Raw genomic sequence first — 26,320 nt, 5'->3', positions numbered from 1 at the left:
TAGGTTAATATCTTTTGATAAAATTAGTTCATGAATGCCCTTACTACAAAATATCCGTGGGTTAAAAGAAAAAGAGCTTACTGGGTCTGGTTAAATACAGTTGCTCGCTTAATTGGAACCATCTGTAGGCTAAAAGTAAGGGGAAGGGAAAATATTCCAAAGGAGGGGAAAGTCCTACTTGTAGCAAACCACAGAAGTTACCTAGATCCTCCCCTCGTAGCCTACGCAGTAAAGAAAAGACCCGTTTTCTTCATGGCAAAGTCGGAGCTCTTTGACACGCCTATTCTCGGTTCCCTCATAAAGCACTGGGGAAACGCCTTCCCCGTAAAGAGGGGAAAGCTGGACTTAACGGCCCTTAAAACTGCACTGGAAATCTTAAACAAAGGTGAACTCGTCTGTATATTCCCAGAGGGACAGAGAGCTCCAAAAGGAAAGTTCCTCAGGGGGAAGTGGGGAGCAGGAATGGTAGCTATAAAGGCAGGAGCTCCCATAGTCCCGTGTCTGATAGAGGGAAGTGAAGCCATAATAGGAAAAGAGAGACTCATAAGCGGAATCCCTAAGGTAAACGTTACATTTGGCAAACCCTTCACCATAGATTTAGATGATAAAAAGGAAAACTACCAGAGAGCAGTAGACATTATGATGGAGAGGATAAAGGAGCTCAAAAGTGGAAATTAAAGTTGCAAAGAGTGCAGGTTTTTGCTGGGGAGTAAAGAGAGCCGTTAATATGGCCATAGATACTCTTAGAAAGGGGAAAAATACCTACTGTTTAGGGGAACTCATCCACAACAGGAGAGAAATAGAGAGACTAAAGAGACTGGGAATGAAGTTTATAGATAACATGGAAAACTTAAAAAGGGGGGATACGGTAATCATACGCTCCCATGGGGTATCTCCGAGGATAATAAAAGAGCTCAAAAATAAGGGAACCTCTATAGTTGATGCTACATGTCCCTTCGTTAAAGACGTTCATGAAAAGGCTATGAAGCTTGAAAAGGAAGGATATCCCGTTCTAATCTTGGGAAACCCTAACCATCCAGAAGTTATAGGAATAGCGGGCCACTTAAAGTCTCCTCTAATAGCCAGTACGCTGGAGGAAGTTGAGGCTATTCCAAAAATGGCGAAACTAGGAGTAGTTTGCCAAACGACCCTTAACTTAAACTTCTTTAGAGAAGCAATATCCACCTTGGCATCAAAGGTTAAGGAACTTAAAGTTTATAATACTATCTGTAGTGCAACATCAATAAGGCAGAAAGAGGCCAGGAAGCTGGCAAGTAAGGTTGACGTTATGTTAATAATAGGAGGTAAAAACAGCTCAAACACTACAAAGCTTTACCAGATATCAAAGAGCGTTAACCCAAGGAGTTACCACATAGAGTCAAAGGAAGACATAAAAGAAGAGTGGTTTAGGGAGGCTGAGTCAATAGGCATTACGGCAGGAGCCTCCACCCCTAAGTGGGTTATAGATGAAGTTGTCAATTACCTATCTACTCTTTACAAAGGGGGAGAGTTAAGTGGAAGGGGAGTTTGCCAAACTACTGGAGGAAAGCTTTAAAAAGCTTAATCAGGAAGTAATAACTGGAACCGTTGTTAAGGTTACAGACAGGGAAGCTTTCGTTGACTTTGGCTGGAAATCTGAAGGGGTAGTTCCCCTTAAGGAGCTCGGTTATAAACCAAAAGTTGGGGACAAGATAGAGGTCTGCGTAGTTGAACCTGAAACTGAAGAGGGTTACGCCCTCCTTTCTGTCAACTGTGCCCGTTCCATAAAGGAGTGGGAAAGGCTAGCAGACGAGATAGAGAAGAAGGGAATAGTAAGGGGAAGGATAAAACAGAGAGTCAGAGGGGGATACAAAGTCAAACTTGAAGAGGGTTTAACGGTCTTCCTTCCAATGTCTCAAGTTGACATAATGCCGGTAACTCAGCCGGACCAGTGGCTTGATAAAGAAATTGAAGCAAAAGTCCTCTCAGTTGACAGAAAGAGAAGGAGTATAGTTATCTCAAGGAGGAAGCTCTTAGAGGAAGAGAGGGCCAAAAAGAGGGAAGAGACACTCAAAAGGTTAAAGGAAGGGGATATTGTAGAAGGAACGGTTAAAAACATCGTTGATTTTGGGATATTCGTTGACGTTGACGGAGTTGATGGCCTTGTTCACAAGAGCGACATCTCATGGAGCGGCCTAAAAACCCCATTTGACGTTGCAAAGATAGGGGATAGGATAAAAGTAAAAATTAAGAAAATAGAGAGGGATAAAGAGAGACTCGTTCTCTCCCTTAAAGACGTTAGACCCGACCCATGGGAGAAGATAGACGAACTGATAAAGCCGGGGATGGAGGTTGAAGGGGAGGTAGTAAAGGAAGATAAAAAGGGCTACTGGATATACCTACCTCAAGACGTTGCAGGCTACCTTCCGGCTAAAAGCCTTCCAAAGGGAGTAAAGCTAAAGTACAACTACAGGTATAAATTTATCGTTGACTCAATAGACAAGGAGAAAAGGAGAGTAGTTCTGAAATGGCCGGAGGAAACGCTCCAGAAATAAAGAACAAGAAGGCTTACTTTGACTACGAGATCCTAGAAAAGTATGAGGCTGGAATAGAGCTGAAAGGAACGGAAGTCAAGTCTTTAAGGGAAGGTAAGGCCAACATAAGGGATGCCTTCGTTAGAATTGAAAACGGAGAGGCATACCTCTTTAACGCATACATAGCTCCCTACACCCATGGGAACCTCTTTAACCACGAACCTACAAGGAGGAGAAAGCTCCTCCTTCACAAGAGGGAAATAAAAAGGCTTGCGGGGAAAGTCGCAGAGAAAGGATTAACAATAGTCCCCTTAAGGATATACTTTAACAAGAGGGGAAAGGCTAAAGTTGAGATAGCCTTAGTTAAGGGTAAGAAGAAGTACGATAAGAGAGAAGCAATAAAGAGACGGGAGCTTGAGAGGGAAGCTCAGAAAGCTATGAAGTACTACCGTTAACCCCTCCGTTTGCTAAATTCCCAAAGGTGCCTTAAATTTAGAATCGGCGGTTAGAAGCTGTCTGTGTTCATCGCACTCATACTTTACCTTTAGAGCGGTTCTTCGGAACCGCTCCTTTTTATTTAACCCCACTTTTGAGGTGGTCATGGAAGAGAGAGCTAAGGAGATAGTAGAGAAAGTAAAGGAGCTCCTACAGCCAATCCTTGAAGAAGGTGGCTTTGATCTGGTTGATATAGAGTTTGTTAGGGAACCTGCAGGCTGGGTTTTGAGGATATATGCAGACAGGCCTAAAGGAGGGATTACAATCTCAGACTGCCAATGGATCAGCGAGAGGATTGGAACGGTTTTAGACGTTGAGGATATTATTCCTTACTCCTACAACCTTGAGGTTTCCTCTCCAGGTCTAGACAGACCTTTAAAGAACCAGAAAGACTTTGAGAAGCACAGAGGAATTGTAGTAAAGATTAAGACTACAGAACCCCTTGATAACCAGAGGAACTTTAAAGGTGAGGTAGTCTCAACCTCAGAAAGGGGAGTAACCCTCCACGATGTATCAAGGAATGCAGAGGTTGAAATCCCTTACGAGAAGATAAAGAGCGCTAGGGTTGACCTTGACTCCCTCTTTGACTAGTAAATAAGGAGGCCAATTAGATGGAAAGTTTAGGTAAAACTATAGAGCTCCTTTGCAGAGAAAAGGGCATATCAAAAGAGGACGTAATTGAGGCAGTAAAGGTTGGAATAATTAACGCTGCTAAAAAAGCAGGATATAGAGGGAACTTAGTAGTTAAGATAGATGAGGACGGAAAGGACTTTGGAATATTCCAAGAAAAAACGGTAGTAGAAGAGGTAAAAGACCCAGATACGGAAATCTCTATAGAGGAAGCAAGGGAGCTCTTTGGCCAGGATGTAAAGCCCGGAGATAAGGTATTGGTTGAAATAAAGACGGAGGAGCTTGGTAGGATTGCAGCAAAGGCTGCAGCCCAGGTAATCCATGAAAAGATAACAGAGGCCGAGAGGAAAGCCCTCTACGACTACTTTAAAGAGAAGATAGGAGACGTAATCTCCGGAACAGTTAAGGAGATAAAGAGGAACGGAGATATAGTAGTAGACCTTGGAAGGGTTGTTGGAATCCTCCCTAAAGAGGAACAGATACCAAAGGAAAAGTATAAAATCGGTGATAGGGTAAGGGCCTACATCTACGACGTCGTTTTTGACTACAGAAGGTACAACAGGAAAAAGCCCTCAAGAGTAGATGATTACCCACCTCCCTACGTAATTCTTTCAAGGACCCACCCTAAACTCCTTAAGAGGTTAATGGAGATTGAAATTCCTGAGGTTGCAGAGGGATTAGTTGAGATAAAGGCTGTTGCAAGGGAACCGGGAGTGAGAGCTAAAGTAGCAGTTGATGCTAAAGAGGACTACATAGACCCTGTAGGAGCGTGCATTGGAGTAAAGGGAAGTAGGATCCTTCCCATCTCAAAAGAACTATCAGGGGAGAAAATAGAGATAATAAGGTGGCACGACGACGTTGCAAAGCTCGTAGCAGAAGCCCTCTCTCCTGCAAAAGTAGTCCACGCTGAGAGCTACGAGGACGAAAACGGAGACCTCAGGGTAGAGGTAGTTGTTCCCGACGACCAGCTGTCCCTTGCAATAGGAAAGAGGGGAGTAAATGCAAGGCTTGCCTCAAAACTAGCAGCCCAGGCAGGCCAGGTAGTAGGTATAGACATAATAAAAGAGAGCGACTACAGGAAGTTGGAAGAGCTGGAAGAAGGATTTGAGGATGAGGAGTAATGAGGGCCTGCGCCGGGTGTAAGAGAAGGGATGAAACTGAGGAATTCATCAGGTTCGTTGAGTTTGAGGGGGAGCTCCTTCCCGACCTAACGAGGAAACTACCGGGAAGGGGCTACAACGTCTGCCCGACTTACAAGTGTATTAAAGACTTCATAAAGAGGAAGTTTAGAGGAAGGAAGAACCCTGACGAAATATACGAAAGAACAGTTAAGGCCTTAAAGGACTACATCCTTCACCTGATTTCCCTCTCCCACAAAACCGGCATAACGGTAATTGGCCAGGATGAGATAAAAAAACTTAGAAGCTGTGAAGGAACTTTAATCCTTGCAGAGGACCTAAGCCCTAAGACTAAGGAAAGGCTTAAAAGAGAAGAGTGGCTCACCCTTGAAGACGTTTTCAACAGCGAAGAGATTGGGAACGCCTTAAGGAGAGAGAGGAGGGTAGGAGCTCTCTTTGTAGAAAGAGTAGGCCTTGGAAGAAAAGTCTACGAGAACGTTAGAAAACTTAAATCTTTACTATCAAAATGATAATATGACACCAAGCTACATTAAAGGGAGTTTAAGTGAGGAGGGAGATTTTAGCCTTCGGAAGTATCGTCATAGATAACGTGTTAGTAGTTAAGAAGTTTGCCGCCGTAAACGAGACAGTTCAGGCCGAAAAGTACCGTTACACCTACGGAGGGGCGGGGGCAAACGTTGCAGTTGCAGCTGCAAGGTTAGGGGTTAAGAGCTCCCTCTTTGCAGTGGCAGGAAGCGACTTTAAGAGAATGAACTACGAAAAACACTTAAAGAGAGAAGGCGTTGACATTAGCGGCCTCTTGCCGGCTCCTTTCCTAATGCCAAGGAGCTTCATAATAAGCAAGGAGGGAAGCGACGATCAGGTCCTCTACTACTACGAGAACAAGAGGGGAACTTCAAAAATCCTTTTTGAAAACTGGAAAAAGGCTATTAAACTTGCAAACAACCACGAAGTCTGCCACTTCTCAACCGGACACTTTGAGTTTTACTACCACATACTTAAAAAGAGCTCCATTAAAAGCGTTGTAAGCTTTGACCCCGGTCAAGAAACCTTTAGTTACCCGTACAGAGTAAAAAGATTAATCCCGAAGTGCCACATGCTCTTTATGAACAACCACGAGGCGAAGAGGATAAAGGAGATTTTAAAGATACGGAGTATCAAAGAGCTAATTAAGGAAGAAAAGGGACCAAACCTAATCTGCATCTCCTTAGGAGCCCAAGGCTCTGTAGTTTTATTTAAGTGTAAGAGCTTCAGAGTTCCGGCAGTTAAACCGGAAAAGGTGGTAGACCCAACTGGAGCAGGAGACTCCCACAGGGCAGGATTTATCTCAGCCCTCCTTAAGGGTTACACGATTGAGACAGCTGCAAAGATCGCCTCAACTGTTGCCTCTTTCACCATAGAGGCAGAAGGAGCCCAAAAGAGCCTTCCCAGATGGGAACAAGTAGTCAAGAGGTACGAGAACTTCTTTAAAGAGCCCTTCCCCCAGCCCCAAAAGAGCTGGGAAGAGATAAAAGAGGAACTCCTATCTTAAGCAGGACAGGTTCTCAAGCTTGACTTTGTACTCCTTCCAGAGCTTAGAAAGTTCTTTCTCTTCAGCCTCTCTAAGCTTTCTCTCTTTCAGCTTTAACTCAATAAACTTCTTTGCCTTCTCAAAAGGAATTGGTCCACCGAGAATATACTGAACCGGATAAGCCAAAGCGTACCTGTTTTCTGAAAGTGAAATAATTATAGCTTCCTTGCCCTTTGGATTACCTATTGAGAAGATAGCTACCCCTATAGGGTCTTTAGCGTCCTTATAGTAAACCCTCTCTCTAGCGTTAAACTGCCCAAACCTCTTAGCAACTTCCTGCCAAGACTTTCCCTTATCTAAGAGTTCTTTAGCCTCTTTTGCTCTCCTTTCGTCTGAGAAGTAGAAAACGACTGCCTTGACCCTCTCAGGCATCTTAAACTTTTCCTTATTTCTCCGGTAGTAATCCTCAACCTCTTCAGGCTTTACCTCTATTTTCTTTGAGAGCTCCCTCTTGAAAACTTCTATTGCCTTACCGGCAAAGTACTCTGTAAACATCCTCTTAAATTCAGGGTCTTTATCGTAACCTGCCTTTAAAGCCTGACTGTAGAAGTATTCAGTTAAGAACCTCTCCTTTAACTTCTCCTCCTGCTTCTTAGGGTCTTTCCCCAACTTCTCAGAGACCTTTATACCGCAACACTCAATTGTTAATTTACCGTCCTTCTTAACTACCTTTAACTTCTTCTCAATCTCCGAATACACCGAAGAGACGGCCCTATCATAAGCTTTAACTTGAAGTTCGTTTTTTATAAACTCCCTATCTCCCTGACTAATCTCCTTAGGGTCTTTGTTGGGAAAGAGCTCTCTAAACCTCTTCTCTATCTCCTCCTCGCTTATCGGTTTAACTCTCTTCCTGGCAAGGTCTGAAACAAACTTCCTGGAGAGGTATTCCTTCTTAAACTCCTCCATCTCCCTATCAAGACCGTACTCTTTGGCAAGACCGCTATCCTTAACGTAAGCCAGAACGAGGCGGCGGTTAACCATCCTCCTTAAGAGCTCTTCAGGATGGTTTTTAAAGAACTCCTTAGCTTTAGGGTTTAGGAGTTTCCACGTGCTCCTGTAATCGGCAAGGGTCACCTTAATGTTCTTCCCTTTAGCCAAAACCGTATCATCTGAACACACTCTACTTTGAAGGCCCTTTTCCTTTTTAACTTTTTCAGCTTTTGAAACTTTTTCACCGTTAGAACAGGAAAGAAGGAAGAGCGTAGCCGTCAGGAGAATTCCAAGTTTACCTCTCATATTTCCTCCAAATTTAGGTGAGCCAAAATTATAAAAGGGGGCGCAAGGCCCCCTCCCACAGGAATCAATTTTAGTACTTAATGCTTCTTCCTTCTAAATCTGAAGAGGCCAAGTAGGCCGGTTAAGAGAGCTCCAAGGTTAACTAGACCGTTTGCAGCACTTTGAGGAGCTCCCATTGAACATCCTCCTCCACCGCCTCCACCGGAAGAGGAAACTTCAGCAGTCGGAGTAGAGGATTTCTCACCAAGAACTGCAACTACCGCCTCTCCGTTCTCTTCAGACCTGGTTGTTAAATCAACCTCAGCTACAAGGTCATTTCCGGAAACAGAAGGTTTAACTTCAACCTCCGTTCCCTCTCCCTTCTTAACAGCAACAACAGCCTTATCAGGGTCAACCAAGGAAGCTGCACCCTTGAACGTCAACTTAAACTTCTCTGAAGTTGAAGTTAACTTAACTCCGAGAATAACTTTACTGAGTTCAAACTCCTTGGCAAGGTCAAGGAGCTCCCTGTAGGTTTGGGGCTCTTTTCCGAGAACTTCAGAAATTGAAGTTCCATCATCCTCAACTGCTATATCAACTGTATGCTCTTTGCCACTAACAGTTACCTTAACCTTCACCTCTAAAGCAGAAGGTTGGGAAACTAGAGTAATCCTTTCCGGAATAACTACTGTAGATTCCGGAGCTCTCATGAGGGCAAAGACGAGCTCTCCCTCTCCTGAAACACCTTCCCTTAAAGCTGCAACGTTAACTGTAAGTTCCTTTGTGTAGGAGTCGTACGAAGCCCAACCTCTACTTATAGCTTCACTCACAGAAATTGACGTTGGCTTAAAGTTATCCTTGTCAAGTTCGTAGTAGACATTCTCACCTTCAGATTTCCTTACCTTGTGGATTTTTGCACAGTTGATATAGAGACCCTCAGGACCTACAACTTGAAGTTTAGCAAGGTTAAACTTGATCTTCTCTATAAACTCAGAGGGAATTATCGGAGTAAATACTGGAACGAGGGTTTCACCCCCAGCATCAAGGATTTCCTCAGCGTGATGTTCAAAGCCGAGAAGTTCTGGAAGTTCATTCTTAAGTCTTAAGACAATAGCTCTCCTTGGAACTTCATCACCGTGGAGAGCTTCCGTTTCAACCTCTGCCTCAATTCCGTCAAACCTCATCTTCCACTGGGCCTTCTTACCAGGAAGGGCAAAAGCAACTCCATCTATTCCTGAACTTTCAACGGGAATAGGAACTAAATGTCTATCAACATCAACTCCATTTGTAAGGGCGTTAACGAGAATGTCTCCAGCAGTTGTAACCATAACCTCTCTACCGTTCATACTTCCATACTTAGGTGAACCGTCGGGGTTCTCCGGAGAGTTAAAGAAGACCTTAACAGCCTCCTTGTAAGCAGAAGGAGGAATCTTAACCGGAACTGTTACGATTTCCCTACCGAGTCCAAAGTACTTAACGTTTCCTTTCTCATCCCTTTCAATGAGCTCCTTTAGGCTACTTGAGTTAATATCAGCCATGTTAGCCTGAGGAAGTCTTCCCTCCTTTGCATCGTGACAGGACGAACAGTTAAGCTCTTCACCGTTCACAACTTTTCCTGAACCGAGAGCATACTCCTTAGGGAGAACTCCGTGATCAATGCTAAAGGGAGCAATCCACAGGTAGAAGACTGGGTCTGGATTCTTAACTCCTTCAGCTTTAAGAACTTCAGTTATAGCTGCCTTCATATCCTGATACTCGGAATCGGTATCAATTTCAGGTAGGTAGTCTCCATTGTCATCACAGATGTACTTACCGAGGATAGTCTTTACACAGACCTTACCGTCGTGGATGAAGTAGGCTGGGACTCTCTTTTCACTCTGGCCGGCTGGAAGAACTCCCTTTGAAGCTGAATCCGACTTAACGGCACCGTCAAGTGCAGCTGCCATCTCCCTAGTGTACAAGACCTTTCCTGTTGACTTGTCGTACCAAGTTACAAGTGTAAGTGGATCGGCAATCCTGTACATAAACTTCTGGCCTCCAGGAGAATCGGGCCTGAAGCCGTTGTTGATAATTACAGGAGCCCAAGCCCACGGGAAGGCGTTTTCAGGAATCTTCCATATACCAAACACGCTCTGCTTATACCTGAGTGCAGCCTGCCTTGGATCAAAGTCAACCTGGTAAATCGGAACTACAGTATCCTTTCCATTTTCCGTTCTAACTATGCAGAAGGGTTGGGGAGCTCCATAACCACCAATTGGCATAAACGGACCAAACCCAGGAGTAAACATACTCTCTGGTAGCTTTCTAACAGTTCCATTTTCTAAATCATAGCCGAGCATTCTGTTATCAAAGTTATAGGAGTACCCGAGAACGTCGTAGAAAGTCCTAAAAGTCCAGTGGGTCTTAAACGGAATGTGGCAGACCTCACAAGCAACTTTCTCCATATGGACAGCAGAAACTCCGTTTGGCCCGAAAGCGTTTAAGTGAACTTCAGCCGCAAGCTGCCTTGAACCGCCAAAGTGACAGTCTAAACAGGTCTTAAGTGATGGGTTATAGTCAAGGGACTGATCCCAGTGACCACCCCAGTCGTTCCCCTTAAGGAAGTCATGGTGGATTGGGTGATATTCCTTCTCCTCGGTAGACAGTGAACCTTCACCGTGGCAAGACAGACAAGTCATACTTCCCTTTTCACTGTCAAAGTGAACATCGTAACCGATAGGAATGTCATCAAAGGAAACTACCGACTTGGCTGTCAACATCCTTCCAAAGGCCTGTTGTTTCTGATTTTGATCACTAAAGTCTGTATTAACGAAAGCATCGTGGGGTAGGTTCCCTTTATTCTCTCCACCCCTGTGAAGATCGTAGGAGAAGACGTCTCCCCTCTTAACTACCTCAGCAGCAACCCCTAAAGTTCCCTTCCTCGTAACCCACGTATAGATGTCACCGTTAGAGGTCTCCCCACTCTTATAAGGAATCGCCATATGACAGTAGGAACAGACGTATCCCCATTCCCTATCCTTATTACCGTTAGTCATACTGGGGTAAGGATTATTAGCGTCTCCCAGTTTCGTTGGAACAGAATAGGTGTAGTCCTGAGGATGAACTTCTGTAGATGGAACGTTCTTATCCCCTACCCTATTTTCAAGGATTGGTAGATCAACCTCTCCTTTAGAGTTAAACTCATCAGAATCGTAGTAAACTTCCGGTCTCCAGAAACCCTTTTCATCTTTAACAAACCTTACGTAGGCAAGTGGAACGCCATCTCCATCAGTATCAACTCCCATGAGGGAGGCTGTAGAGATGTACTTAAAGAAGAATCCAGCAAAGGTTCTATAGACAACACTCCCGTTATCGTCCTTAAAGGTTACAGAACCTCCGTTTACGTAGACCTCTCCACCATCCTTATCCTTAGTAGTTTCGGGGTGTTCAAAGTAGGTAACCCTTGCAACTTCCCTAGTTGCACCGTTAGGATTGTTCGGATAGAGGTAGAACTTAAGCTCTTGATTGTCCTTATCCGTTATCCTACTCTTAAGGTTAGAATCGTTATAGACGCTATTTAGAACCGAAAGGGGAACTGAGTTGTAATAAGCTGAGTCAACTTTCTCAACTTTCTTTCCGTTTATAACCTCCCCAATCTTCGGTGGAAAACCAAGGGATATAACGATTGTTTCACCATCGGAGGTCATCCCCTTGAAAACCATAACTCTCGGGTTAGCAGGCATTATTGGGTAAACTTTCGTACCGTTAACTTCAGAGTAAATCCTCTTATCTGATGAGGCATCTGCATGGCACATAAAGCAGTCTGTATCGTTAACTCCTGACCTTTTGTAGTTGAAAACGCCCGGCTTTCCAATGTAACCTGCTCCTACTTCATACTCCGAATATCCCAGTAGATCTCCATCTATACCCGTCTTAGACAAGTACTCTTCATCGTGAATAAACCAATCTTTATCCTTAAGGTCTTCCCAAAGGTCCGCTCCTAATTTCTCTTCAAGAACCTTATCAAGGTCCTCTTCCTCCCTTCCAAACTGGGCTGCTCCCCCTCCAGCGTGACACGAGTTACAGGTTATGTTGTGATTCATAGTTCCCATGTCAAAGTTAAAACCTTTGTAGGAAGACATATTTGCAGGATTTACGCCGTCAACAGAGCCATCTGGAACTGCAGGGTCCTTTAGAGGTTTCTTTGCCGCCAACTGGCGGTAAGAGGGCGGTCACCAACCTCCGTAGTGGGACTTACTCCTGAAGTAGCGCATTTTAAGAACAGCGTTTGTAACGAAATCCTTAGTTCCTGTATCGTCTCCCTTCGTTTCGTGGTTATCCATCCAGCCCATATCGTGTAGGCCAACTGCACCGTGGTGAGAAGCCCTTACATCATCTACTATACCTTCGTGACACTGGCTACAGGTCTTCTCAAAACTAACGGGAGTTCCCCTAGGAAGGGTTACCGAACTACCGCTTCTACTTTGAACAGTTACGGTCTTTGAAGTGTCTAGGTTTTCAGAAACAGGATTTCCGTCAACGTCAATAAGCTTAACGGCAGGGTGCTGAGCAAGGGCCTGAGAAGTTAAAATGGCAGATAGTATAAAACCAGTTGAGAGAGTTAATTTCTGCCTCCTCCACTTTCTTCCCATAGACTACCTCCTAAGAATCCCAATTAATTTATAATGCAGGATTCAGTATTTTAGCAAATTTAGTTAAGTGGAGGAGGCATATATTCGGAATTTTTTATTCAACTTCCAAACAAAAAAGGAGGCCTAAAGGGCCTCCTCTACTTTCCTCTTAAACAGGTTGAAACCTTCTGATAGTTTTGATAGATCCTTTATTCCCCCTTGGGCCATATCGGGCCTTCCTCCCCCTTTACCTCCAAGAAGAGGAGCTATCTCCCTTATAAGCTGGCCTGCATGGAGCTTATCGGTTAAATCTCTAGTCAGGGCCACAAGAAGGCTTGCTTTACCATCCTTAATTCCGACGAGCATTACCGCGCAACTTCCCGCTTTACTCCTTATAACGTCCGCAATTTCTGCAAGCTCTTTACCGCCAAAACCATCTAGTTTAGCAGTAATTACCTTTACCCCCTTAACCGACGGGGAGTTTTCAACTATTGAATCAACCTGACTGGAGGCAAGCTTCTTCTTTAACCTCTCAACCTCCTTCTCCTTCTCTTTGAGCTCTTCAACTAAGCTAGAAACTTTCGTTAAGAGCTGACCTTCTGGAACCTGGAGCTCCCTCCTTAAACCTTCAACGAGCTCCTCCTTCTCCCAGACCCACTTCTGAGCTTCTTCTCCAACTAAAGCTTCAATTCTCCTGGTTCCAGCAGAAACTGAGGACTCAGAAGTAATTTTGAAAAACCCGATATCACCGCTCCTCTTAACGTGGGTTCCTCCGCAGAGCTCCACGCTAACGCCGCCAACGTCAACTACTCTAACAACTTTTCCGTACTTCTCCCCAAAGAGTGCTATAGCCCCCCTCTCTATTGCTTCGTCGTAGGGGAGCTCTTCAACTTTAACAGGGTAGTTATCCATAACCCACTTATAAACCAACTCTTCAACGTTCTTCAGCTCTTCTTTTGTAGGAGCTTCAAAGTGGGTAAAGTCAAACCTTAACCTGTCTGGAAGGACTAAAGAACCAGCTTGCTTAACGTGGTTTCCTAAAACTTCCCTCAAAGCCTTGTGGAGAAGGTGGGTTGCAGTATGGGCCCTCATAATAGCCCTTCTCCTTTCCTCATCAACTCTGGCCTCTACAAAATCCCCGACCTTTACACTCCCGCTCTCTACCCTTACCCTGTGGCCAATAAGGTTTTCGGTTATGTTCTGAGTATCTAAAACCTTACAGAAGCAGTTATTTCCCTCAATAACACCAGTATCTCCAACCTGTCCGCCCTTTTCTGGGTAAAAAGGAGTTCTATCAAGGATTAAGAAAGCCTCCTCTCCCTCTCTTAGCTCATCCACTAACTTATCATCCTTAAGTATCCCAACAACCTTCGCATACTCCTCAAGGTGTTCGTAGCCTGTAAATACTGTAGGATTCTCTTTTGATAGCTCTTGTAGTTCAGGTGAGACAACCTTCTGAGTTCCTCCCTTCCAAGCTCTCCTTGCCCTCTCCTTCTGCTCCTGAAGCAGTTTCTCAAAAGTCCTTAAGTCAACTTCCATATCCTCATCGTTTGCAACCTCAAGGATAAGATCCAGAGGAAAACCAAAAGTATCGTAGAGTTTAAAGGCCTCTTCTCCCGGAATAACTCTTTCTCCCCTTGACTTTAGCTCATCAATTACTTCTTGAAGTATATCTAATCCCCTCTCCAGCGTCTTTGAGAAGCGCTCCTCCTCCTTCTTGACTACCCTTTTAATAAGGTCTTTTTCCCTAACGAGTTCCGGATAGGCTTTACCCATAATCTCAACTACTTTATCAACTCCTTCAAAGAGGAAAGGCCCGTTTATACCAAGGAGCCTTCCGTGCCTGGAGGCCCTCCTTATAATCCTCCTTAAAACGTAACCCCTTCCCTCGTTTGAAGGAAGAACTCCGTCGGCAATCAAGAAAGTCATAGCCCTTAAGTGATCCGCTATTACCCTCATAGAAACGGAGCTCTTGTCATCCTTTCCGTAAGGAATTCCACTTACTTGGGACGCCCAATTAACAAGGGGAAAGAGGAGATCAGTTTCGTAGTTTGAAGGAACGTTTTGCAGGACAGAAGCAATCCTCTCAAGGCCCATTCCAGTATCTATTGAAGGCCTGGCAAGGGGCTTTAAGTTTCCTTCCTCGTCCCTCTCATACTGCATAAAGACCAAGTTCCAAATCTCCAGGTATCGGTCACAGTCACACTTCCCTATTCCGCAGTTCTCACCGCAGGCAAACTCCTCTCCCCTATCGTAGTAGATTTCACTACACGGACCACAGGGGCCCGTATCTCCCATAGCCCAGAAGTTGTCCTTTTCACCGAGCCTGTAAATCCTCTCCTCGGGAACGCCTACCTCGTCCCTCCAGATTTTGAAAGCTTCATCGTCCTTTTCGTAAACTGAAACGTAAAGCCTATCTTTTGGAAGTTTAAAAACTTCTGTAACCAGTTCCCAAGCATACTTTATTGCTTCCCTCTTAAAGTAATCTCCGAAGGAGAAATTACCCAACATCTCAAAGAAGGTGTGGTGACGGCCGGTTTTCCCGACGTTCTCCAGGTCGTTATGCTTACCCCCAGCCCTCATACACTTCTGGCAGCTAGTAGCCCTCTTAAAGGGCGGTTCCTCCTTTCCAAGGAAGTAGTCCTTAAACTGAACCATTCCGGCGTTTGTAAAGAGAAGGGTAGGATCATTTTTAGGAACCAAAGGAGAGCTCTTTACAACAACGTGCCCTCTCTCTTTAAAAAAGTTAAGGAAAGTTTCCCTTATCCTGTCTGAACTCCACTTCATCTCTTCTCCCGAACCTAATTTCTTAAGGGAAATTCTATTAGAACTTGAAGTAAGTTGTAGGCTTTAAGATAGTTGATTACCCTGTGCCAAACTCAGGATCTTTTCAACCTCAAGGAAGGAAAAACCCCTCTGAAGTAAAAACCTCTTGGCCTTAAACTTATCCCCTGGGTACTTTTTCTTAACCTCTTTAATGATGAACGAGTAGTCGTAGGGAAAGGAGAGTTCCACTTCCCTTATAACTTCAGACTTAAAACCCTTCTGTCTTAGACTGTAAACTATTTTCCTCCTTCCCCATCCCTTTTTAACCTTTGACTCAAAGTAGTTCCAAACGCTCCTATACTCGTTAATGAAACCTTGAGACGATATTTCCCCTACAACCTTTGAAATTTCCTTGTCTGGAACTTCAGGGAACTTCTCCTTTAGCTTTTCAGCTAGAGCTCTTTCTGAGTAATCCTTCCTAAGGAGTAACTTAAAGGCATAGGAAGTGAGGTCTTTAAAACTCATCAGCTCCGCCTGAAAAGATACCTTCCATCTTAAGCCTCAAGTCATCAGGTCTTGTTGCATACTTAAGGGCATCTTCCTTAGTAATTAGACCCTTCTTCCAGAGTTCATAGAGGGACTGGTCAAAGGTCTGGGAACCGTAAACCTCGTGCCCTTTCTCAATAAACTCAGGAATTTCATCGGTAAGCTCAGGATTCATTATCCTTTCCCTTATTGCCTCAGTAACAATCATAATTTCAACTGCAGGAACCCTTCCCTTCCCGTCTGCCCTAGGTAGCAACCTCTGGGATATGGTAGCTTTAAGGACAGAGGCCAACTGAAACCTTATAGCCTGCTGCTGGTCAAGGGGGAAGAAGGAAACTATCCTGTTTATAGTTTCCTTAGCGTCAAGGGTGTGAAGAGTTGAGAAGACCATATGACCAGTTTCTGCAGCGTCAAGGGCAGTCCTAACCGTTTCAGGATCTCTCATCTCACCAACGAGAATAACGTCTGGGTCCTCACGAAGGGCTGCCCTTAGAGCGGTAAAGAAGTCATCCGCGTCGTTCCCTATTTCCCTCTGGTAGAAGAGACACCTCTTATCCTTATGTAGGTACTCTATGGGGTCTTCAATAGTTATAACGACCCTTGAATCCTTTTCGTTTAATTCCTCCAGCATTGCAGCAAGAGTTGTTGACTTACCAGAACCTGTAGTACCTGTAACGAGTACGAGGCCCCTTTGGTAAAGGGCTATCTCCTTAACAACTTCCGGAAGGTTAAGGTCCTCTATCTTTGGAACCTCAACCGGAATTGCCCTCATGACAATTGCAAGTGTTCCCCTCTGTCTGAAAAGGTTAACTCTAAACCTACAAACTCCCGGGAGAGAGTAGGCAAAGTCAAGGTTCTTTATGTACGGGAGCTCCTTTCTCTTCTCTATCGGAAGGATCTTCTTAACGAATGCATCAATATCACTAACCTCTAAAGGAGGAAGGTCTAACTTTACCAGTTTTCCATTAATCCTTAGTATAGGTGGGGCCTTAACCCTAAGGTGAAGGTCGGAAGCCCCAAGTTCATAGGCCCTAGTTAAAAGCTGATCAAGGTCAACCTTAGCCACCTAAAGCCTCCAGTATCTTCTCTTCTATCTCCTTGGCCACTTCTGGATTCTCCTTAAGGAACTGCCTTGCATTCTCTTTTCCCTGTCCCAACCTCATATCCCCAAACGAGTACCAAGAACCACTTTTCTTAACAAGGCCCAGTTCTTCCCCAAGGTTAAGGAGGTCAGCCTCACTGGAAATTCCTTCACCGTAGTAGATCTCTACTACAGCTTCTCTAAAAGGAGGAGCCAGCTTGTTCTTAACTATTTTAACTTTTGCCTTATGACCGATCCTCTCATCACCTTTACCCTTAATCTGACCTACATTCCTTATCTCCATCCTCATTGAAGAGTAGAACTTCAGAGCCCTTCCACCTGTAGTTGTCTCCTGAGGCCCCCCGTATCCCATCATTCCAATCTTTTCTCTTACCTGGTTAATGAAGATCAAAGCACAGTTACTCTTACTGACTGCAGCAGTCAACTTCCTTAAAGCTTGGGACATCAACCTAGCCTGAAGACCAACGTGTGAATCTCCCATATCCCCCTTTATCTCAGCTTCGGGGACTAAAGCAGCAACAGAATCAACAACTATAACGTCAATAGCTCCGCTCCTCACTAAAGTTTCAGCGATCTCAAGGGCCTGCTCTCCACTGTCTGGCTGAGAAACGAGGAGCTCCTCAAGGTTTATCCCCAACTTCTTAGCGTAAGTAGGGTCAAGGGCGTGTTCTGCGTCTATAAAAGCTGCAATTCCTCCTTCCTTCTGAGCGTTGGAGATAACGTGAAGGGCTAGAGTTGTTTTACCTGAGGACTCTGGACCGTATATTTCGGTAATCCTTCCCCTGGGAATTCCTCCGATTCCCGTTATCCTGTCAATCGCAATTGAACCGGTAGATATTGCCGGAACCTTCTCTACGGGCCTCTCGCCGAGGAACATTACAGATCCTTCGCCGTACTCCTTCTTAATTCTCTTTAACGCGTCCTCTAGTACTCTTTTCCTCTCTTCTTGCATAGGTACTCCTCAGAAAAGGGGTTTTAAGAATGTGGCGGAGAGGGCGGGATTTGAACCCGCGGTGGAGGTTTTTGCCTCCACACCCGATTTCGAGTCGGGCGCCTTAAGCCGGGCTCGGCCACCTCTCCTTAATTAGCGTAAAAGCTTAAAAAATTCCTTTAAAAGCTTAAGGGCCTCTGGTAACTCCAACTTTAAAACTTCAGGCCTGTGGTTTACCCTCTTATCCGAAAGGATTTTAAATATACTCTCTACCCCTCCAAACTTTGGGTCGGGAACGGAGTAAACGACCCTATCAACCCTTGATTGGATTATAGCACCAGCACACATAACGCACGGCTCAACGGTGGAGTAGAGGGTACAGCCCTCTAACCTCCAGGAGTTTAATTTCCTTGAGGCTTCTCTGATTGCAAGGATTTCAGCGTGGGCGGTAGGATCCTGAAGGAACTCCTTTCTGTTGAAAGCTCTGGAAATTACCTGCCCGTCCTTAACAACAACAGCTCCAATAGGAACTTCGCCGTAAGAAAAGGCCTTTTCAGCCTCTTTGAGAGCTTCCCTGAGGAAGAGAAGGTCTTCCATTAGCTAACTCTGATCAAGAATGGCGCGCCCGGCAGGAGTCGAACCTGCAACCTTGGGATCCGTAGTCCCACGCTCTATCCAGTTGAGCTACGGGCGCGGATTTCGGGAATAAATTTATCCCCGCAGTATAAGTTTTCAACCTCAAAAAGGGCTAAAATTTGCAAAGCTTTAAAGGATAATAGGAGGAGGAAATGGAACCAACGTACAATCCATCTCTCTTTGAGGATAAGTGGTATAGGAAGTGGCTTGAAAAGGGATACTTCCACGCAGACGAAAAGAAAGTCTTAAGGGGAGAAAAGGAGAAATTCAGCGTAGTTCTCCCTCCACCAAACGTTACAGGAGTTCTACACGTTGGCCACGCCCTTAACTCAACCCTTCAGGACGTTATATGTCGCTGGAAGAGAATGAAAGGGTACGAGGTCTGCTGGGTTCCAGGAACTGACCATGCGGGGATTGCAACCCAGTGGGTAGTAGAGAGGGAGCTTGCAAAAGAGGGCCTTACAAGACACGATGTTGGAAGGGAGGAGTTCTTAAAGAGAGTGTGGGAGTGGAAGGAAAAGTACGGAAGCAGGATAATAAACCAGCTTAAAAAGCTGGGAACTTCCTGTGACTGGGAGAGGGAAAGGTTTACTATGGACGAAGGCTTCTCAAAGGCGGTTAGAAGGGCCTTCGTCAGACTTTACAAAGAGGGACTCATCTACAAGGGAAAGAGGTTAATAAACTGGTGTCCGAGGTGCCATACGGCTCTTTCCGACCTAGAGGTAGAACACGAAGAGGAACAGGGCAACCTCTGGTACATCCGATACCCTATAGTTGGAGAGGACGGCTACATAGTCGTTGCCACGACTAGACCTGAAACTCTCCTCGGAGACGTTGCAGTAGCGGTAAATCCAAAGGATGAAAGATATTCACACCTTGTAGGAAAGAGAGTTCGCCTACCTATCGTAGGAAGGGAGATTCCTATAATCGCCGATGAGTACGTTGACCCTGAGTTTGGAACTGGAGCAGTAAAGATTACTCCAGCCCATGATTTTAACGACTATGAAGTTGCTCAGAGACACGGCCTGCCTGAAATCCAGATAATGGACGACTGGGGAAGGATTACGGTCCCTCCTTTTAAAGGAATGGACAGGTTTGAGGCAAGGGAAGCCATAGTGACGATGTTAAAGGATGAGGAACTCCTAGAGAAAGTTGAACCTCACATCCACTCTGTAGGCCACTGCTACAGGTGTAAAACAGTAATAGAGCCTTACCTAACAGAACAGTGGTTCGTAAAGACAAAGCCACTAGCAGAAAAAGCAATAGAGGCAGTTAAGACAAACGAAGTAAAGTTTATACCGAAACAGTGGGAAAACACATTCTTTGACTGGATGTACAACATAAGGGACTGGTGCATATCAAGGCAAATCTGGTGGGGACACAGAATTCCTGCATGGTACTGCCTTGAGTGTGGCCACGTTAACGTTGCAGAAGAGGCACCAGAAAAGTGTGAAAACTGCGGGAGCTCCAACCTAAAGCAGGACGAGGACGTCCTTGACACTTGGTTTAGTTCCTCACTTTGGCCTTTCGGAGTATTCGGCTGGCCTGTGGAAACTGATGACCTTAAGGCCTTTTACCCTACAGACCTTCTGGTCACCGGCTTTGACATTATCTTCTTCTGGGTAGCCAGGATGATGATGATGGGCTACCACTTTACAGGTAAGAGGCCCTTTGCAGACGTTTACGTTCACGCCCTCGTAAGGGATGAAAAGGGCCAGAAGATGAGTAAGACCAAGGGGAACGTCATAGACCCCCTTGAAATGGTGGAGAAGTACGGGGCAGATACCTTAAGGTTTACCTTAACTGCCTTGGCCGCACAGGGTAGGGATATAAGGCTCTCAGAGAAAATTATTGAGGGTTACCGCCACTTTGCAAACAAAGTTTGGAACGTTGGAAGGTTCGTCTTAAACGCTACAAAGAATATAAAAACAGAAGGTTCTGTAGCGTACGCTCCAGAGGATATGTGGATCCTAACCAAACTCTCCGAAGCCGTTGAAGAGTACGATAGGGCCCTAGAAAGCTACAGGTTTAACGATGCCGCAAAGGCTGTCTATCAGTTCATATGGAACGAACTTGCCGACTGGTACTTAGAGTTCACAAAGCACAGGATCTACAAAGGAACAGAAGAGGAAAAGAGGACCGCAGCCCACACTCTACTAAAGGTTCTAAGGGACTCTTTAAAACTCCTGCACCCAATAATGCCATTCATAAGTGAGGAAATCTATCAGAAACTCCCAAACAAGGATTCTGAGTCAATAGTTATTTCTCCCTGGCCGGACAAGGAGTGCTGCGCCTTCCCAGAAATTGCAAGACTCGTTGAATCTGTTAAAGAGCTAATAAGGGGAATTAGGAACGTTAAGGCAGAACTCTCAATTCCTCCGTCAACTGAAGTTGAAGTATTCGTTAAAACAGAGGACGAAAAACTCCTTGAGACCGTTGCGAAGATGGCACCTGCAATTAAGCAGATGGCAAGGGTTTCACAAATTCACAAAACAGATAAAGCTCCTTCAGGTTCAGTCTCCTTCTTCCTTCCAGGAGTTGAAGTTTACGTAAAGGTCGGCCAGCTGATAGACGTAGCAAAAGAGATTGAGAGGATTAAGAAGAAGCTTGAGAAGATGGCAAAGGAAATTGAGAAGCTGGGAAAGAAGCTCTCAAATGAGAACTTCTTAAAGAGAGCTCCAAAAGAAGTTGTTGAGAAGAACAGAGAGGAGCTAAAGGAGCTCAAGGAACTCCACGCCAAACTCTCCTCTACCTTAGAGCAGCTTAAGAACATGGAATAAAGCTCGGAGCCCTCCGTGGGCTCCGTCCTTCAAAAATTCCGCTTTATCTACCGGATTTTGTCCTATTTAAAGGAGATAATTAAGAAAAAAATTTCAGCAAGGAGAAAGAAATGGAAGGATTAATGGAGGAATGTAGAGAAACTCTATGCCGCATTATTGAGAATTACCCCCAAGGAATTACACTGGGAGAACTTTTGAGCCTACTGTCTCAAGAGCTCGGAGAGGAAAATCGCGAAGTACTAAGGGAATGCATCCACAAGGAAACTGTAAATTACTGCGGTAGAAGTAATCTCGGAACAAAGTCTCAAGGTTGTATTTTTGTAGTAACGGAGAACAGAATAGATGAGGAGCTCCCAGATCAAGCCAAACTTGAGCCCTACAATCCGGAAAAACATGGAAGATGGGAGTTAAACAATGAAAGAAAGCGACCATGCCTAAAGAAACTTCCAGAACTTAAGAAGTACCTAAAGTGGGTAGCCCAACTATCAGGAAAGAGCGACGAGGAAATCAAGCAGAGTTTGGAGGAGATCAGGAGAGAACTCCTAAACCAGATTAACGCCAGAAGCTTTGACGGAGAACGCCTCAGAGAACTATCAGAGCCCATTCCGTACGTAAAATATTGGTTGGGGCAGGGACGGGGAAGAGAAAGAGTAAAGAATCTTATCACCTCACAGACAGAAAAAATTGAAGAGCTTTTAGAGATAATAAACACCTGTAACGAGAACAACTATAAAGAAGTAATAGAAAGATACGCTACAAAAGTAGACGAAATAAATAAAGAGCTGGGAAGTGAAACAAATAAAGCAAAACTAAATACCTTTCTTACAACCTTCGCTCACGTAATCAACCTCGACTTTTTTATACCGATATCTGAAGCGATATCTACGACTGTTATGAAAAGGTGGTGGGAAATAACAAACGAACTTAATCCAAACTACAAGGGACAAAAAGAGAGGTGCATAGGAAGTGACTCACGAAATACCGACTGTCTTAAAAAATTCCTGAGCGAACTAAATAGAATAAGATTAGAAGGAGATCTCAAACTGACCGAAGTAGCGTGGGGACTTAGCAAACTCCGCAGCCACGAACCTAAAATAAGACATTACAACAGTCCCCATCCTGAAGACTGTCTCTCGTTTACGTGTAACGTGAACCGCAATAAAGAAAACTAATCTTTAAATCTCATCTTCTACGGACCGCCGGGAACCGGAAAAACGTTTAAGGCAAAACAGATTGCCGCAAAAATAGTTGGAGTGGAGGAGAAGGACCTTTCCAAGTACCTGTTTACAAATCCCGACAAGACCGACTGGAGGGTAATCTTCACGACATTTCATCCCTCAACCTCCTACGAAACGTTTATTGAGGGCATCTGGGCTGAAGTTGAAAACGGTCAGTTAACCTACAAAGTCAGAGACGGCCTCTTCAAAGTTGCAGTCTATCAGGCCCTCTGGCTGGCCTACACCCAAAAGCCCGAGAAAACGCCGGACTACGAAGGAAGAAAGGAGGAGCTAAAAGAGGCTATCAAAAAGTACCTGAACGGAGAGAAGGAGCTCTTCAACTTTGACGATGCAGACAGGGTGGTAGTTATTATTGACGAGATTAACAGGAGGAATATCCCTTCTATTTTCGGGGAGCTTATAAGTCTAATTGAAAATAACAAACGATTAGGTAGTAAGTCAGGAAATAAGAAAGAGGAGCTCCACGCAGTCCTTCCCTACTCAAGGGAAACCTTTGCAGTTCCCCTAAACCTTCACATAATCGGAACGATGAACACGACAGACAGAAGCATTGTCCTCCTTGACGCAGCCTTAAGAAGGAGGTTTGAGTTTGAAGAACTCCTTCCCGATACCGAACTTCTTAGAAAGGAAAACATAAAAGTCGTTCTTCCTTCTTCACAGAGTTCCCAGGAGGAAGAAAATGAGTAATCCCAAGGAGTTTTTCGTCTATCCTTCGATAGTAAGGGAGGGTATAAAGGGAAACAAAGAAGGGGCAGAGGAGGGGCTAAAGAGAGCCTTTGAGCAGACAAAGGGGCTCCTTCTTAAAAACTTAGAGGAGGGACTTAACCAGGAGAACTGGGAAGCGGTTTTAAGTCTTCTTGAGGAACTCCTCACTCTCTACCACCTTCTGCTGGAAAAGGAGAAGGCAGCGGAGCTCACGGACGAAGGGATAGGCTTTAACGAAAAATTCCTTGAAAGGATTGCCGACGCCATAGCCTACGCAGAGGCCAACTTCGTTGAAATTACTGCAATGGCCGGAATTTTAATAAACTACCACGACCAGGAAAAGGAGCTCTTTCACTACTGGGTAGAGGAAGAAGAGAAGGAGGTAATTGAGGCATTTACAAGAACTTCCGTTGAGTGGGGAAACTATCTATCTGCAAGAAAGCTCTACTCTACGGCCGACAAAAGCCTTCGGTTAACAGCAGAAGCCCTCTTCGGCCTTACGAAGTGGTTCAAGGCCTTAGAAAGGGTGGAGGCTCCATACTTGGAAGGAGAAATCCTCTTCCTCAAAGAGCTCTTAACCGAGGCAATATCCTCAAAAGAGAGGCCGAAGGGAAAGCTCTTTCTAACGAAACTTACCTACCCTTTAATAGAAATTCCCATGATTTTTAAACCCTCAAAGGAACTCCTTCAAGTAGGAATTCTCTTAAAGGATTTTCTCCTCAAGTTTTCCGAGGAGTTTACAGAGTTCTTTGAGAGCGTTTTAGACAGGGAGCTCCCGTCCGACGCAGCAAGACCTCAGCTCCTTTTTGTAGTAAAAGCCCTCGTTGAGTTTATAGCCGATTCTGGAGGGGATTACGACAAAGCCTTTAAAGAGCTGAGCTTCTTCTTTAAGAGGTACGGAGTTTCTAAGGAGGAGTTAAAGGAGACGAGAACCTCCTTTAAAGAGCAGCTGACATACCTACCGGAAAAGGAGGAGTAGTATGAGCGAGTTAAAGGTGTGGAAATTCTTTGAAAAGCTAAACAACGAAATAAAAGAAAAAAAGGGTAAAGACTTCACAATCGGCCACGCTTACTTTCTGCCCTTAAAAGAAGACATGACGCCGGAGAGGTTTGTAGAAATCTTGAGAAAATCGGTATTTCCCCTGCTTCAGGAGTACTTCTACGACGACTGGGAAACTCTAATCTCCATACTTACCGGAGGAAGTTCTCAAAGGGATAAGATAAGCAAGTTAATAATTGACAAGTACGGCGAGATAAAGCTCCCTAAGGATAAAACCTACGAGATAGTTGAGATATTAATCAACTTCACGGAAAGGAATAACAATGAGCAAAGTACTAACCAAGTTTGAGCACCAGTTGATTGAAAAGGATGAGCTGAGCCGGGAAGGGTGGGAGGAGCTTCAGGAAGTAGTTAAAAGGGAGAAGTTCCAGTTCAAGCTGAGAAAGAAAGGAGTAAAACTCTCAAGCCACATAGGCCTTATAAGCCTATCAGACGGAACGGTTATTGAAATTCTCCCGAAAATCTACTACAGCGAGAGTAAAGAAGAGGGCAGGCGCCTTGCTACTCTACTAATGGTTAACCTGATTGAGAGAAACCTCCGCCAACTAAAGGGAGTTGCGGGAGCTCTCGACCTTAAAGTTCCTTTCCTTGAGCTTGTTATGTACGCAACTCTTCTCTACGCAGAGAGGAAAATCGTCATCCCCGGAATTTACAGAAGCTACGAAAGACAAGAGCTCCTGTCAAGGAACCTGTCGGGAAGGGTTCTAGTTTCAAAGAACCTAACGAGAAATCCTTTTAACAGAGAAAAGCTTTTTATTGAGAGGGAGCTCTTAACTGCAGACGTCCCGGTAAACAGGCTTCTTTTAAAAGTAGCCGAGCTTGTGGGGAAGAGAGCTACCTTTAAGAAGCTCAAAAGCCTCGCGGGAAGGATAATCCTCTATCTGAAAGACCTTGAAGTTGAAAACTGGCCGACAGGAGAGAGCCCCGGCCGGATAAAGCTAAACAGAATGAACGCCCACTACGAGCCTATAGTTGAGTTGGCAAAACTGCTGAAAGAGGGAAGAGGAAGGGGCAGAAGGGGAGGGGCCATAACTTGGCTTTACAATATGGACTTCCTCTTTGAAAGGTTAATAAGCACTGCTCTTCCCGAATCCGAGTACCAGAAGGAGTTTTCCGTCGGAGAGGGTTTCAAAATAAGGCCGGACATACTCTTTAAAGACGCAGTAATAGACGCAAAGTGGAAAAGAGTAGACGAAATACCCAATAACGACTGCTTTCAAGTTATCTCCTACGCCTACCTCCTTGAAAAGAGGTTCAGAAGGCCGATAAGAAAGCCCCTTCTCGTCTACCCGGAAATAGAGAGCAGGGAGCAGTTAACCTGGGACATAAGGGAAACCTCAACATGAGGGAAATTATGGAGAGTATAAGTAGGGAACTCCCCTTAGACGAGCAACTGGAGAGCCTGAGACAGAAGGTAAGGGAGAAACTCCTACGGCTCCTCCAATAAGACTTTTTTTGTCCTTTTAAGTGGCCACATTAAGGTTAAACCACTTCAGGAGGAGCAGGTGGAGGCCGTAGAGCTCGTAAGTAAAACGAGGGAAGAATTAGGAAATAGGAGGGGGTGCATAAACGAGTCAGGGCTTTATTCCCTAAACCGATTAACCTCTCTCTTAAAACGCAGGGAGCTCCCCCTCACAGACGAAGTAGTTGAAGAGCTTAAGAAGTTAACAAAATTCCTAATGAGAAAACAGCAGAAGAAAAACAGATTCGTTAAACACGGAGGCTTTTGGCAGATTGAGAAATTCTGGGGAGGTTTCTTAAACGAGTTCTTGGGAATTGTAAGGGTTCCTACCGCTCAAGTTCTCTCCTTCCTAACCACTGCCTTCTTAAGGGTTCCGGGGCTCTCAAGGAAAAGGAAGTTAAGAGAAGCCACCTTAAAAGGCCTTGCCTTTGAGGGAGTCCTCTACGTTAGCTATCAGGGAGACTTAGGAGAAGATCCCCTCTTTTGGGGAAACAGGCTTATGGAGATGATAGATAACCTCTTCCCCGGGCTGGTTGCTCAGTTTGCAGCCCTACACAGGAATGACAGAAGGGCTCTTCCTGTTTTAGCTGCCTTGGTAAAGATTTATAGGGAGGCAAAGAGGGAGCTGGCCTTTTACCACTTCCTCTTGGAGGGAGGAGTTCCGAGAGACTTTCCCCACTTAGACCGGGATTTGGAGCTTGAGGAGTTCCTCAAAAGGCTCCACAAGGAGCTCTCAAAAAACATCTACAACGAAGAGAAACTGATTGACAAGTTCTACCCTGAATCAAAGAGAGAGAGAATCAAGGAGTGGGAGCTCAGAGTTAAAGACCTTGAAGAGCAGTGGAGAAAAGCCGGATTCTACCCCCTTTTTTCAAAGAGCCCCGATTCCACTTAGAGGAGTTTTAAAGGACAAATTTTGTCC

General features: G+C 44.8%; 23 protein-coding genes and 2 tRNA genes. 15 read left to right on the top strand and 10 right to left on the bottom strand.

Going from position 1 to position 26,320, the window contains the following annotated elements; all coding sequences use genetic code 11:
- Window positions 1–30 precede the first annotated feature (30 nt).
- From C7457_RS07740 to C7457_RS07705, 8 genes are all read left to right on the top strand, one after another.
- Window positions 31–678: a lysophospholipid acyltransferase family protein gene (locus C7457_RS07740; RefSeq protein WP_121171731.1), complete on the top strand. Its 648-nt coding sequence runs from the start codon at window positions 31–33 to the stop codon at window positions 676–678.
- Complete coding sequence (gene ispH, locus C7457_RS07735) at window positions 668–1,555, top strand: 4-hydroxy-3-methylbut-2-enyl diphosphate reductase (RefSeq protein ID WP_121171729.1); 888 nt, start codon at window positions 668–670, stop codon at window positions 1,553–1,555. The genes C7457_RS07740 and ispH overlap by 11 nt, the downstream gene beginning before the upstream one ends.
- Complete coding sequence (locus C7457_RS07730; protein WP_121171727.1) at window positions 1,515–2,534, top strand: 30S ribosomal protein S1; 1,020 nt, start codon at window positions 1,515–1,517, stop codon at window positions 2,532–2,534. Before ispH ends, C7457_RS07730 begins: the two co-directional genes overlap by 41 nt.
- A complete protein-coding gene (gene smpB / locus C7457_RS07725; RefSeq protein ID WP_121171725.1) occupies window positions 2,507–2,968 on the top strand; it encodes an SsrA-binding protein SmpB in 462 nt (153 codons plus the stop codon). The genes C7457_RS07730 and smpB overlap by 28 nt, the downstream gene beginning before the upstream one ends.
- 145 nt (window positions 2,969–3,113) lie before the next feature.
- The gene (locus C7457_RS07720; protein ID WP_121171723.1) at window positions 3,114–3,599 is read left to right on the top strand and encodes a ribosome maturation factor RimP; all 486 of its coding nucleotides are present in this window, start codon (window positions 3,114–3,116) and stop codon (window positions 3,597–3,599) included.
- A gap of 20 nt (window positions 3,600–3,619) precedes the next feature.
- The gene (gene nusA, locus C7457_RS07715; RefSeq protein ID WP_121171721.1) at window positions 3,620–4,759 is read left to right on the top strand and encodes a transcription termination factor NusA; all 1,140 of its coding nucleotides are present in this window, start codon (window positions 3,620–3,622) and stop codon (window positions 4,757–4,759) included.
- A complete protein-coding gene (locus C7457_RS07710) occupies window positions 4,759–5,286 on the top strand; it encodes a YlxR family protein (protein WP_121171719.1) in 528 nt (175 codons plus the stop codon). Before nusA ends, C7457_RS07710 begins: the two co-directional genes overlap by 1 nt.
- 35 nt (window positions 5,287–5,321) lie before the next feature.
- On the top strand, window positions 5,322–6,308 hold the full coding sequence (locus tag C7457_RS07705; protein WP_121171717.1) for a PfkB family carbohydrate kinase: 987 nt from the start codon (window positions 5,322–5,324) through the stop codon (window positions 6,306–6,308).
- Here the strand turns inward: C7457_RS07705 and C7457_RS07700 are convergent.
- The 10 genes from C7457_RS07700 to C7457_RS07655 form a co-directional block, all read right to left on the bottom strand.
- Window positions 6,300–7,583 (bottom strand): peptidylprolyl isomerase, encoded by a 1,284-nt coding sequence (locus C7457_RS07700; RefSeq protein ID WP_121171715.1) that lies wholly within the window; start codon window positions 7,581–7,583, stop codon window positions 6,300–6,302. The genes C7457_RS07705 and C7457_RS07700 overlap by 9 nt on opposite strands.
- Window positions 7,584–7,660: 77 nt before the next feature.
- On the bottom strand, window positions 7,661–11,755 hold the full coding sequence (locus tag C7457_RS07695; RefSeq protein ID WP_121171713.1) for a hypothetical protein: 4,095 nt from the start codon (window positions 11,753–11,755) through the stop codon (window positions 7,661–7,663).
- An 18-nt stretch (window positions 11,756–11,773) separates the two neighbouring features.
- Window positions 11,774–12,193, bottom strand: a complete 420-nt coding sequence (locus C7457_RS07690; RefSeq protein WP_121171711.1) for a hypothetical protein — start codon at window positions 12,191–12,193, stop codon at window positions 11,774–11,776.
- A gap of 123 nt (window positions 12,194–12,316) precedes the next feature.
- Window positions 12,317–14,959 carry an alanine--tRNA ligase gene (gene alaS / locus C7457_RS07685; RefSeq protein ID WP_121171709.1) on the bottom strand — a complete coding sequence of 881 codons (2,643 nt, stop codon included), beginning with the start codon at window positions 14,957–14,959 and terminating at the stop codon, window positions 12,317–12,319.
- A gap of 63 nt (window positions 14,960–15,022) precedes the next feature.
- Window positions 15,023–15,463: a regulatory protein RecX gene (locus C7457_RS07680; RefSeq protein ID WP_121171707.1), complete on the bottom strand. Its 441-nt coding sequence runs from the start codon at window positions 15,461–15,463 to the stop codon at window positions 15,023–15,025.
- A complete protein-coding gene (locus C7457_RS07675) occupies window positions 15,453–16,550 on the bottom strand; it encodes a type IV pilus twitching motility protein PilT (RefSeq protein WP_121171705.1) in 1,098 nt (365 codons plus the stop codon). Before C7457_RS07675 ends, C7457_RS07680 begins: the two co-directional genes overlap by 11 nt.
- Complete coding sequence (gene recA / locus C7457_RS07670; RefSeq protein WP_121171703.1) at window positions 16,543–17,538, bottom strand: recombinase RecA; 996 nt, start codon at window positions 17,536–17,538, stop codon at window positions 16,543–16,545. The genes C7457_RS07675 and recA overlap by 8 nt, the downstream gene beginning before the upstream one ends.
- Before the next feature lie 32 nt (window positions 17,539–17,570).
- Window positions 17,571–17,666, bottom strand: a tRNA-Ser gene (locus tag C7457_RS07665).
- Window positions 17,667–17,670: 4 nt separating this feature from the next.
- Window positions 17,671–18,114 carry a nucleoside deaminase gene (locus C7457_RS07660; RefSeq protein ID WP_121171701.1) on the bottom strand — a complete coding sequence of 148 codons (444 nt, stop codon included), beginning with the start codon at window positions 18,112–18,114 and terminating at the stop codon, window positions 17,671–17,673.
- A gap of 20 nt (window positions 18,115–18,134) precedes the next feature.
- Window positions 18,135–18,211: transfer RNA gene (locus C7457_RS07655), tRNA-Arg, on the bottom strand.
- A 94-nt stretch (window positions 18,212–18,305) separates the two neighbouring features.
- On the opposite strand from C7457_RS07655, the gene C7457_RS07650 reads away from it, so the two are divergent.
- From C7457_RS07650 to C7457_RS07620, 7 genes are all read left to right on the top strand, one after another.
- The gene (locus tag C7457_RS07650; protein ID WP_121171699.1) at window positions 18,306–20,933 is read left to right on the top strand and encodes a valine--tRNA ligase; all 2,628 of its coding nucleotides are present in this window, start codon (window positions 18,306–18,308) and stop codon (window positions 20,931–20,933) included.
- Window positions 20,934–21,043: 110 nt separating this feature from the next.
- Window positions 21,044–22,105: a hypothetical protein gene (locus tag C7457_RS07645; RefSeq protein WP_121171697.1), complete on the top strand. Its 1,062-nt coding sequence runs from the start codon at window positions 21,044–21,046 to the stop codon at window positions 22,103–22,105.
- A 12-nt stretch (window positions 22,106–22,117) separates the two neighbouring features.
- A complete protein-coding gene (locus C7457_RS07640; protein ID WP_121171694.1) occupies window positions 22,118–22,858 on the top strand; it encodes an McrB family protein in 741 nt (246 codons plus the stop codon).
- Complete coding sequence (locus tag C7457_RS07635) at window positions 22,851–23,855, top strand: hypothetical protein (protein ID WP_121171692.1); 1,005 nt, start codon at window positions 22,851–22,853, stop codon at window positions 23,853–23,855. Before C7457_RS07640 ends, C7457_RS07635 begins: the two co-directional genes overlap by 8 nt.
- Window position 23,856: 1 nt before the next feature.
- Window positions 23,857–24,225 (top strand): hypothetical protein, encoded by a 369-nt coding sequence (locus tag C7457_RS07630; protein WP_121171690.1) that lies wholly within the window; start codon window positions 23,857–23,859, stop codon window positions 24,223–24,225.
- On the top strand, window positions 24,200–25,282 hold the full coding sequence (locus C7457_RS07625; protein WP_121171688.1) for a 5-methylcytosine restriction system specificity protein McrC: 1,083 nt from the start codon (window positions 24,200–24,202) through the stop codon (window positions 25,280–25,282). Before C7457_RS07630 ends, C7457_RS07625 begins: the two co-directional genes overlap by 26 nt.
- A 159-nt stretch (window positions 25,283–25,441) precedes the next feature.
- Window positions 25,442–26,293: a hypothetical protein gene (locus C7457_RS07620; RefSeq protein WP_121171686.1), complete on the top strand. Its 852-nt coding sequence runs from the start codon at window positions 25,442–25,444 to the stop codon at window positions 26,291–26,293.
- Window positions 26,294–26,320: the final 27 nt, after the last annotated feature.

Origin of the sequence: Thermovibrio guaymasensis, from assembly GCF_003633715.1 — a bacterium.
GTDB classification, from domain to species: Bacteria; Aquificota; Aquificia; order Desulfurobacteriales; family Desulfurobacteriaceae; genus Thermovibrio; species Thermovibrio guaymasensis.
Note: the sequence above shows the minus strand (reverse complement) of the source record. Positions and strands in the feature narration are given on the sequence as shown.

Excerpts from the sequence above, each read along its gene's own strand:
- C7457_RS07630 (WP_121171690.1), top strand. The coding sequence starts at position 23,857 with ATGAGCGAGTTAAAGGTGTGGAAATTCTTTGAAAAGCTAAACAACGAA.
- alaS (WP_121171709.1), bottom strand. The coding sequence starts at position 14,959 with ATGAAGTGGAGTTCAGACAGGATAAGGGAAACTTTCCTTAACTTTTTT.
- C7457_RS07645 (WP_121171697.1), top strand. The coding sequence starts at position 21,044 with ATGGAAGGATTAATGGAGGAATGTAGAGAAACTCTATGCCGCATTATT.
- C7457_RS07720 (WP_121171723.1), top strand. The coding sequence starts at position 3,114 with ATGGAAGAGAGAGCTAAGGAGATAGTAGAGAAAGTAAAGGAGCTCCTA.
- C7457_RS07710 (WP_121171719.1), top strand. The coding sequence starts at position 4,759 with ATGAGGGCCTGCGCCGGGTGTAAGAGAAGGGATGAAACTGAGGAATTC.
- nusA (WP_121171721.1), top strand. The coding sequence starts at position 3,620 with ATGGAAAGTTTAGGTAAAACTATAGAGCTCCTTTGCAGAGAAAAGGGC.
- C7457_RS07740 (WP_121171731.1), top strand. The coding sequence starts at position 31 with ATGAATGCCCTTACTACAAAATATCCGTGGGTTAAAAGAAAAAGAGCT.
- C7457_RS07625 (WP_121171688.1), top strand. The coding sequence starts at position 24,200 with ATGAGCAAAGTACTAACCAAGTTTGAGCACCAGTTGATTGAAAAGGAT.
- C7457_RS07700 (WP_121171715.1), bottom strand. The coding sequence starts at position 7,583 with ATGAGAGGTAAACTTGGAATTCTCCTGACGGCTACGCTCTTCCTTCTT.
- C7457_RS07650 (WP_121171699.1), top strand. The coding sequence starts at position 18,306 with ATGGAACCAACGTACAATCCATCTCTCTTTGAGGATAAGTGGTATAGG.
- C7457_RS07660 (WP_121171701.1), bottom strand. The coding sequence starts at position 18,114 with ATGGAAGACCTTCTCTTCCTCAGGGAAGCTCTCAAAGAGGCTGAAAAG.
- C7457_RS07690 (WP_121171711.1), bottom strand. The coding sequence starts at position 12,193 with ATGGGAAGAAAGTGGAGGAGGCAGAAATTAACTCTCTCAACTGGTTTT.
- C7457_RS07635 (WP_121171692.1), top strand. The coding sequence starts at position 22,851 with ATGAGTAATCCCAAGGAGTTTTTCGTCTATCCTTCGATAGTAAGGGAG.
- recA (WP_121171703.1), bottom strand. The coding sequence starts at position 17,538 with ATGCAAGAAGAGAGGAAAAGAGTACTAGAGGACGCGTTAAAGAGAATT.
- C7457_RS07680 (WP_121171707.1), bottom strand. The coding sequence starts at position 15,463 with ATGAGTTTTAAAGACCTCACTTCCTATGCCTTTAAGTTACTCCTTAGG.
- smpB (WP_121171725.1), top strand. The coding sequence starts at position 2,507 with ATGGCCGGAGGAAACGCTCCAGAAATAAAGAACAAGAAGGCTTACTTT.